Origin of the sequence: Pseudoalteromonas lipolytica (assembly GCF_900116435.1) — a bacterium.
Lineage (GTDB): Bacteria > Pseudomonadota > Gammaproteobacteria > Enterobacterales > Alteromonadaceae > Pseudoalteromonas > Pseudoalteromonas lipolytica.
The window spans coordinates 21,546-29,690 of record NZ_FPAZ01000020.1 but is presented as its reverse complement, the minus strand read 5'-3'; the positions used below and the strand labels follow the sequence as shown (position 1 = coordinate 29,690).

At 42.4% G+C, this 8,145-nt stretch carries 8 protein-coding genes; 3 read left to right on the top strand and 5 right to left on the bottom strand.

Features of this window, described 5'->3' with window-relative positions; all coding sequences use genetic code 11:
- Positions 1 to 2,038 (top strand): FimV/HubP family polar landmark protein (locus BM378_RS17685; RefSeq protein WP_305728396.1); only part of this gene is annotated, 2,038 nt, incomplete at its 5' end.
- A gap of 60 nt (positions 2,039 to 2,098) precedes the next feature.
- Here BM378_RS17685 and BM378_RS17680 read toward each other — a convergent pair.
- Together BM378_RS17680 and BM378_RS17675 are read right to left on the bottom strand one after the other, a co-directional pair.
- Positions 2,099 to 3,736: a M28 family metallopeptidase gene (locus BM378_RS17680; RefSeq protein ID WP_074989690.1), complete on the bottom strand. Its 1,638-nt coding sequence runs from the start codon at positions 3,734 to 3,736 to the stop codon at positions 2,099 to 2,101.
- Between the two features lie 126 nt (positions 3,737 to 3,862).
- Complete coding sequence (locus tag BM378_RS17675; RefSeq protein ID WP_074989708.1) at positions 3,863 to 4,942, bottom strand: MBL fold metallo-hydrolase; 1,080 nt, start codon at positions 4,940 to 4,942, stop codon at positions 3,863 to 3,865.
- A gap of 114 nt (positions 4,943 to 5,056) precedes the next feature.
- On the opposite strand from BM378_RS17675, the gene BM378_RS17670 reads away from it, so the two are divergent.
- Positions 5,057 to 5,650 carry a TetR/AcrR family transcriptional regulator gene (locus BM378_RS17670; RefSeq protein WP_074989689.1) on the top strand — a complete coding sequence of 198 codons (594 nt, stop codon included), beginning with the start codon at positions 5,057 to 5,059 and terminating at the stop codon, positions 5,648 to 5,650.
- A gap of 8 nt (positions 5,651 to 5,658) precedes the next feature.
- Positions 5,659 to 6,165 carry a YdcF family protein gene (locus BM378_RS17665; protein WP_065978082.1) on the top strand — a complete coding sequence of 169 codons (507 nt, stop codon included), beginning with the start codon at positions 5,659 to 5,661 and terminating at the stop codon, positions 6,163 to 6,165.
- Positions 6,166 to 6,204: 39 nt separating this feature from the next.
- On the opposite strand, the gene lipA is transcribed toward BM378_RS17665, so the two are convergent.
- Genes lipA through ybeD form a run of 3 tightly spaced genes read right to left on the bottom strand, consistent with a single transcriptional unit; the run spans position 6,205 to position 8,118 of the window.
- On the bottom strand, positions 6,205 to 7,170 hold the full coding sequence (gene lipA / locus BM378_RS17660; protein ID WP_036967331.1) for a lipoyl synthase: 966 nt from the start codon (positions 7,168 to 7,170) through the stop codon (positions 6,205 to 6,207).
- Positions 7,167 to 7,820, bottom strand: coding sequence for a lipoyl(octanoyl) transferase LipB (gene lipB / locus BM378_RS17655; protein WP_036967333.1), 654 nt, complete (start codon positions 7,818 to 7,820; stop codon positions 7,167 to 7,169). The genes lipA and lipB overlap by 4 nt, the downstream gene beginning before the upstream one ends.
- Before the next feature lie 19 nt (positions 7,821 to 7,839).
- A complete protein-coding gene (gene ybeD, locus BM378_RS17650; RefSeq protein WP_036967336.1) occupies positions 7,840 to 8,118 on the bottom strand; it encodes a DUF493 family protein YbeD in 279 nt (92 codons plus the stop codon).
- Between the last annotated feature and the right edge of the window lie 27 nt (positions 8,119 to 8,145).

The window sequence follows — 8,145 nt, the reverse complement described above, 5'->3', positions numbered from 1 at the left end:
TGAAGAGCCTGAAGAGGATGACCAGCCTCAAGTTGACGAGCTAGTTGATGAAAACGCGCTAGTTGACGAAGATGAACTAGACGATGCGCTAGATGTTGATGACATTGACTCACTACTTGATGACGTTGTAATGGATGAAGCTGCAACAGATGAAGTAACGACTGAACAAACACTCAGTGAAGAGCCAGAAGAGGATGAGCAGCCTCAAGCTGACGACCAGCCTCAAGTTGACGAGCTAGTTGATGAAGATGCGTTGGTTGATGAAAATGAGCCTGTTGACGAAGACGTGCTAGACGATGCACTTGATGTTGACGACATTGACTCACTACTTGATGACGTTGCAATGGATGAAGCTGCAATTGAAGACGCACAGAGTGAAGAGCCATTAGTTGATGAAGAACCTGAGTTCGATGAACAGGTTGATGAAAATGAGCTTGATGACGCGCTTGATATTGACGACATTGATTCATTACTTGATGAAGTCGAAACCGATCAAGATGAAGCCGATGAAGAGACAGGCGTCGATACACTTGATGATGAAGATGAGTTAGATGATTCGCTGATTACTGAAGACGATGATCTCGATGATATTGATGAACTCATTCAAGAAGCAAATGAGCTTAAGCAAGAGACAGAAGCGCAAATCTCTGACCTATCGAACGAAGAAGACAGCAACGCGCAGCATAACGAAAATCTACAAGACTCATTAGCTGATCTTGCTGATGCTGATCAAGCTATTGATGATATGAATGTGGAATCAGTGGCATCTGAATTAGTTGATAGCACAGAAGAAGTAGACATTGATGAAGCTCTGCATCAGGAATTTAATGAAGACAGTGATGAGCTGTTAGACGAAGATGACCGCTTAGATGAATATGATGATCCGGCATTAAAAAGTGTTGATGAACTGCTCAACGAAATCGGTGAAGACGAAGACTATGTTGCCCCACCAGATTGGTCTATTGATGAACCCGAGCAGGACTTTGAAGAGGTCGAAATTGATTTAGGTGACGACCCGCTTGCCGAGGACGAGTTAACCGATGAATTTGATTTAGACATTGAAGACGAACCTTTAACGCAAGATACGGTGACACCAAGCCAAGAACTGGAGGAATACCCAGAACTTGAGCTAGATGAAGCAGGTTTTGAGTTAGATGATAATGACACAGAGCTCAAAAACGAAGATACGATAAAGCCGAGCCAAGCAGAGCAAGATCTAGCTAACTCACTCGCAGGTGGCAATGAACTTGACCAGCTTGAAGATGATTTTGATGATGATCTTTTGCTCGATAATGAATTCACTGAAGCTGATGCATTTGAGCCTGAAAGCGACTCTGCTGAACTTGAAAATAAAGTAACAGTAGATGACCCGCTACCAGAGCTTGATGATTTACAAGAGTTTGAGTTAGAAGAGGCTGAACTAGAAAGTGTTGCAGATAATGCGCAAACACTGGCTGATATTGAATCTACGCTTGCGGATAGTGACGGTATCGGTGAGCTTTCAGATGATGAAATCGATGATGATTTTATGGCAGATCTGACGCAAACAGATTTTGATGCATTGCTTAATGAGCTCGCCGAACCGGATGAAACAGACATAACGGATGCCAGTGAGTTCGACGTTGATTTCAATGCACTGTTAAATGAAGACCTGCAAGTTGAAGCCGCAGACGAAAGTGACTTTTCAACTGATATTGAACCCTCAGATGAACAAGCCTCTAAGCAAACAGACGATGAGTTTGTTGATATAGATTCATTGCTTGAACAGAGTGATGATGAAGCGCTTGATTTTGAACCATATGACGATGTTGATATGGATGTGGGTCTTAGCGATTTTAATGACTTGCTTGCAGGTGATAACCCTACAGATGTTGATGCTGAAAGTGGGGGTTACTCTGCCAAGCTTGATTTAGCGCGAGCGTATATCGAAATAGATGATTTTGATTCTGCGTTAGAGGCAATTGAAGATGTGATTGCCAATGGCCCAGAAGAAGTGCAAGAAGAGGCGCTATCTTTAAAAGCTAAAATTAAGTCATAAAGTATCAAAGTAAATAAACCGAGCTTAGTCGCTCGGTTTTTTTGTATTTAATATAGGGTATTACCTATCTTGTAAACGACGAGCCTTGAAATCAGACTCGGCTTTCCATTTTGGCCAATCACCGTTATTAGCAAGCTTGGCTGCAATATCAACAATCAGTTCAATGTCTTGTTTCACACCGCCCATTGACCATTGCGGCGAATAGTCGTCAGCTTCTTTATGGTATTTATGAGCAATATAGTCGGGGTCTGTATCGCCTAAGCTCATAAATAACAAGCTTGGCACGCCTTGTTTAGCCAATGAAAAATGATCTGAGCGGAAGAACAAGCCATTCTGTGGTCTTGGATCCATCTTTACGTGACGTCCTTGTGACTGTGCTGCCTCAGCTAGGTAGTCTTCCATTTCAGACATGCCTTTGCCGTATTGTAAAATGTAGTCAACGCCATCAAGTACGTTCATACCATCGATATTAAGCAGTGCCACCATTTGTTTGGTGGGGGCAATTTCGCCGGTAGCGAATTGCTCTGAACCAATTAGCCCCGTTTCTTCTGCGGTGAAATTTGCGAAGATTATTGAGCGTTTGAATGGCTTTTTCTTATGCATTTCACTCAAAATGCGGGCAATTTCAATAGTGGCTGCGGTGCCTGAAGCGTTATCGACAGCACCATTATAAATCTTCAGCCCCTCTTCGGTTTGCTTCGTACCAAAATGATCCCAGTGAGCGCCAATAACGATGTATTCATCAGGTGTTTCACTGCCTTTAAGTGTTGCTACAACATTATGCGATTGTGCTTGGGAGATATCACTTTTCAATGTCAGCTCCGCTTTCACTTTTAAATCAAGCGGCTTAAAATCAGCTTTTAATGCGTTGGCTTTTTCGGTTTGATAATCAAAGCCTGCTTGAGCAAAAATTTCATTTGCGGCCTGCTCATCAATCCATCCCATGACAGGAATGTCTGATGCATTATTGTCTTGGTCGATAAGTGTGTATTTACTGCCTGTGTTCGAGCTTTCAACAACTCCCCAAGGGTAAGCGGCTGGTGCTGTTTCGTGCACGATAAATACGGCTTTTGCACCTTGGCGTGCACCTTCTTCGTATTTGTAAGTCCAACGACCATAATAGGTCATGGCATTGCCTGTAAATAGCGTGTCGTCTTGAGTCGCAAATCCTGGGTCATTGACAAGTACAATAACTGTTTTGTCTTTTACATCAATGTCAGCAAAGTCATCCCAGTTATACTCTGGGGCATTAATACCATAGCCAACAAACACCACGTCAGAGCCAGCAATGTTGATCTCTGGATTAATTTGTTGCGTGCGTGCGGTAAAATCACTGCCAGCATTAAAGCTTAACTCGCCAACCTTTAGCGTCATATTCTGATCAGGCGTGAGTTTTGCCATTGTCACTGGCTGTAAAAAATTGCCATTAAAACTGCCCGTTAAGCCTAGCTTTTTGTATTCGTCAGCTAAGTAGTTAATGGTCAGAGTTTCGCCTTCTGTGAGTGGACCACGGCCTAAAAACTCATCAGAGGCAAGCGTTTTAATGTGTGAACGTACTTTGTCAATGTTGACGGTTTCAAGCGTGGATGTGCTTAGTTTATCAGTGCTTGCTTCATCAGCGCTTGGGGTTGGTTGCTCAGAGCAACCGAATAAACCTACGGCAAGCGCTAAACTTGCGTATTTAAGGTAAGTTGTCATAGTTTTTCTGGTTGATTGTACAGAGTTTCACTATATGGGACGAGAAGAGGGCTGTCCAGAAAGACGCTACAAACAACTGATTATGCAGGATGAATAGATAATCATTCAATTTTCAGCCATGAAAAATTACCACCAGGTTTTGTTTATCGCAGGATCGTGAATACTGAATACCTCGCCAACTAGTGGGGTGCTTAGCGAGACATGATCTTGTACAGCCTTTTTAGTCACGCGGTTGAGTGGTTCATACCAGGCGTGAAATGCTAAATCGAATGTGCCATTATGCACTGGGACCATGATATTTCCGTGTAAATCTAAATGCGCTTGAACAGATTGCTCTGGTGTCATGTGAATATTCGACCACTCTTGGTCGTAAGCCCCAGTTTCAATAAAGGTAATATCAAATGGCCCATAGCGTTTGCCAATTTCTTTAAAGCCCGCGAAATAACCAGAGTCACCACTAAAATAAAAGCGTTTGTCTTTTACTTTTATAGCCCATGAGCCCCACAGTGTTTTGTTTCTATCCGTTAAGCCTCTGCCTGAAAAGTGCTGTGTGGGTGTAAAAACGATTTGGCTGTTTGTAGTCGTATGGTCTTGCCACCAATCAAAGCTAAGCACTTTTTGCTTTTTTACCCCCCATTTTATGAGATCATTTTCTACACCGAGCGGAACATAAAAAGAGTCGGTTTTGTCGGCCAGTTGCTTGATAGCTGCTTTATCTAAATGATCATAATGGTTGTGCGAGATAAAAACCTTCGCAATGTGAGGTAACTGTTTAATGCGTATTGGCGTAGGTTGAAAACGCTTTGGTCCCATAAACGAAAATGGCGAAGCTCGCTCGGAAAATACAGGATCAAACAGCCAAAATTCACCATACACTTTAGCTAAAATTGATGAGTGGCCCAGTTTCACAAAATGGACGCTGTCATTCGATAAAGACGCAAGCTGCTGTGTTGATAAAGCATACATAGGCAGTTCGTGTTTGGGTTCTGCATCAATTTTCTTTTCTGTCATGAAACGTATGAAGATTCCCAGCGTTTTTCTAAAACCAGGCTGCTCAACCTTTGCATTATTATAGAAGGTGCCATCTACTAATTGAGCTGAGTGACTGTCATCACTTACGCCTTCAGCGGCAATTTGATTATTCATAATTAACACGCCGACCATGAAGCATACTGTGGCGATTACGAGCCATCTTAGAAATTTCATATCGTTACCATAAGTAAACTGAGTGGTGTAGTTTTTCATTGTTTGCTTTAAAAGTAAACTATCTAGTGCATTTTTTATTTTTGCGTTACACTATTGATGTCATGGGGGAAGTACATGAAATTATCACAAAGAAAACGACTCGATATTTTGAATGCAGCTGAAACGTTGTTTTTTCAACAAGGTTTTGAACAGACGAGTATGGATCAGGTTGCAAGCTTAGCGGGCGCTTCTAAACGCACTGTTTATAATCATTTTGAAAATAAAGGTGTGCTGTTTCAGGCTATTCTGGTGTTTATGTTTGAAAAAGTGCGTCAAGAAAAAGCCGTTATTTTTGATAAGCAACACCCGATTGCAGAGCAGTTAACACAAATTGCTGTGCAAGAGGTGGCTTTGCTTACCTCGGAAGAGTTTTTAAAAATAGCGAAAGTGGCTTTTATGCAAATGCTACAACAGCCCGATTTAGCTAAGTCGCTCGCCAACAACAGTATGGGTTGCATGCAAGATTTAGTGGCTTTTTTAGAGGCGGCCAGTGACGCGCATGTGTTACATATTGACGATGCTGAATTTGCGGCTAAACAGTTTGTGTATCAATTAAAATCGCTGATCTTTTATCCTCTTTTGTATGGATTTGAGCGCCAAAATGGCGACACAGAAGAGAAAGTGATTAGCGAAACCGTGAAAATGTTTTTAGCGCGTTATCAACGATAGTATTTCTGATGAAAACGGCAATTGTAGTATTAGGCGCTCCAAATGAACCTGACGGCAGATTATCTGTTATTGCGAAAGCACGCTGTGATAAAGCCTACGCCGTTTTTCGCGATCATCAACATGCAAGTCTATTGTGTACAGGTGGCTTTGGCAGCTTTAATAAAAGTGCGTATCCGCATGGCGAATTAACCAAGCGGTATTTAGTTAAACAAGGTATTCCAGTATCTCGCTTTTTGGCGCATGCCCCAAGCCGTTTTACCTTTGAAGATGCGACACTTGCACAGCCTATTTTAGACCGTGCAGAGATTAAAAAAGTACTATTAGTCAGCTCTGAGTTTCATATTGAACGTGTTCATTATGTTTTTCGACACATTATGCCTTTGATGGAATTTGAGTGTGTGCCTGCAGTCACGCCTTTACCAGCTGAGGAGCTTGCTTTGTTACGTGCTCATGAACAGCAGGCAATGTTAAGAGAAGAGCAAAATATTTTAAGCTACAAAAAAGCCGCGCTATAAAATTTTATAGCGCGGCTTTTAAATGTTTAATAAGAAGTGTTATTTAACTTCTTTACCTGCTGCCTGTTGATCAGCATGGTAGCTTGAGCGAACAAACGGGCCACATGCAGCATGTGTGAAGCCAATTTCGTCAGCATAAGCTTTTAAGCCATCAAACTCGGCTGGTGGCACGTAGCGTTTAACCGGTAAGTGGTGCTTTGAAGGCTGTAAGTATTGGCCTACCGTGAGCATATCTACGTTATGTTCACGTAAATCGCGTAATACTTCTTCAATCTCACTGATTTCTTCGCCTAGACCGACCATTAGGCCAGACTTTGTTTTCACTTCTGGGTGCGCTTCTTTAAAGCGACGAAGTAGCTCTAATGACCATTTATAATCAGCCCCCGGACGCGCTAGTTTGTATAATCGTGGTGCCGTTTCTAAGTTGTGGTTGAACACATCTGGCGGCGTTTCAATTAAGATATCAAGCGCTCTGTCCATACGGCCACGAAAATCAGGTACTAGAATTTCAATGGTGATATTTGGGTTATGCTTACGAATTTCACGAATACAGTCAGCAAAGTGTTGTGCACCGCCATCACGTAGGTCATCACGGTCAACAGACGTAATAACAACATAGCTTAACTTCATATCTTTAATCGTTAGAGCTAGTTTTTCTGGTTCTGCTGCATCAGGCTTTAATGGACGCCCATGCGCAACATCACAAAACGGGCAGCGACGCGTACAAATTGCACCAAGAATCATAAAGGTTGCTGTACCGTGATTAAAGCATTCTGATAGGTTAGGGCACGATGCTTCTTCACACACAGAGTGTAAGCCGTGTTTACGCATGGCACTTTTAATACCATCAATACGCTCTGTTGATTTTGGTAAACGAATTTTAAGCCATTCTGGCTTACGTAACATTTCGTTTTTTTCTGTTGGTAAAACTTTCACTGGGATCAGCGCCATTTTCTCAGCATCACGCAGTTTTACGCCTGGTTCCATTTTGACTGGTTTATTCATTCGTTTTCAAACCCTTCAGTGTGCTTAACCACAGTAGCATTAAGCTTTTTAATCATGTGTTTAATAAGCCCTGAACCTGCTTGCTCTAGGTTCTGTGGGCCATTGAGATCGGTTGTCTGCACCATGTTCATACCAGCATAACCGCATGGATTGATACGTAAAAATGGGCTTAGGTCCATATTTACATTCAGTGCTAAACCATGGAAAGAGCAGCCGCGACGAACGCGTAAGCCTAACGATGCAACTTTACTGTCGTTAACATAAACGCCAGGTGCATCCGCCTTTGCATAGGCTTCAATATCATAATCTTTAAGTGTATCGATAATACACTCTTCCAACCAAGTGACGAGTTCACGAACGCCAATATTTAAACGGCGAAGGTTAAACAGCACGTACATCATTTGTTGACCCGGTCCGTGATAGGTCACTTGACCACCTCGGTCTACTTGAATCACTTCAATATCACCGGTGTTTAAAAGGTGCTCTGCCTTACCTGCCTGACCCTGTGTAAAAACAGGTTCGTGTTCCACAAGCCAAATTTCATCAGCTGTGTGCTCATCGCGGGTATCGGTAAATGATTGCATTTTTTGCCAAATTGGCATGTAACGCTGTCGCCCTAATTGGCGAACGATTAATTCTCTCTCGCTCACGACTTACTCCGTAATCAGTCTATAGCATATGACGTACGTCATCGATGTTGCTGATCACGTTATAGATTTCTTCGATGTGCTCTTTGCTTGTTACCGTAGCAACAAGTGTGACTGACTCATAATTCCCTTTACTGCTTGGTTTGATCTTAGGTGCGTAATCGCCCGGTGCAATGGGTTGCAGCTTTTCTAGGATCTGATCTGTCAGATTTACATTAGCTAAGCCCATGATTTTAAATGTGAATGGGCAAGGGAAATCTAAATACTCGTCAAACTTAGTATCTTTTACAGGTTGAACCACGACGGTGACTCCTCAAACAATGGTCTG

Excerpts from the sequence above, each read along its gene's own strand:
- BM378_RS17680 (WP_074989690.1), bottom strand. The coding sequence starts at position 3,736 with ATGACAACTTACCTTAAATACGCAAGTTTAGCGCTTGCCGTAGGTTTA.
- BM378_RS17675 (WP_074989708.1), bottom strand. The coding sequence starts at position 4,942 with ATGAAATTTCTAAGATGGCTCGTAATCGCCACAGTATGCTTCATGGTC.
- BM378_RS17670 (WP_074989689.1), top strand. The coding sequence starts at position 5,057 with ATGAAATTATCACAAAGAAAACGACTCGATATTTTGAATGCAGCTGAA.
- BM378_RS17665 (WP_065978082.1), top strand. The coding sequence starts at position 5,659 with ATGAAAACGGCAATTGTAGTATTAGGCGCTCCAAATGAACCTGACGGC.
- lipA (WP_036967331.1), bottom strand. The coding sequence starts at position 7,170 with ATGAATAAACCAGTCAAAATGGAACCAGGCGTAAAACTGCGTGATGCT.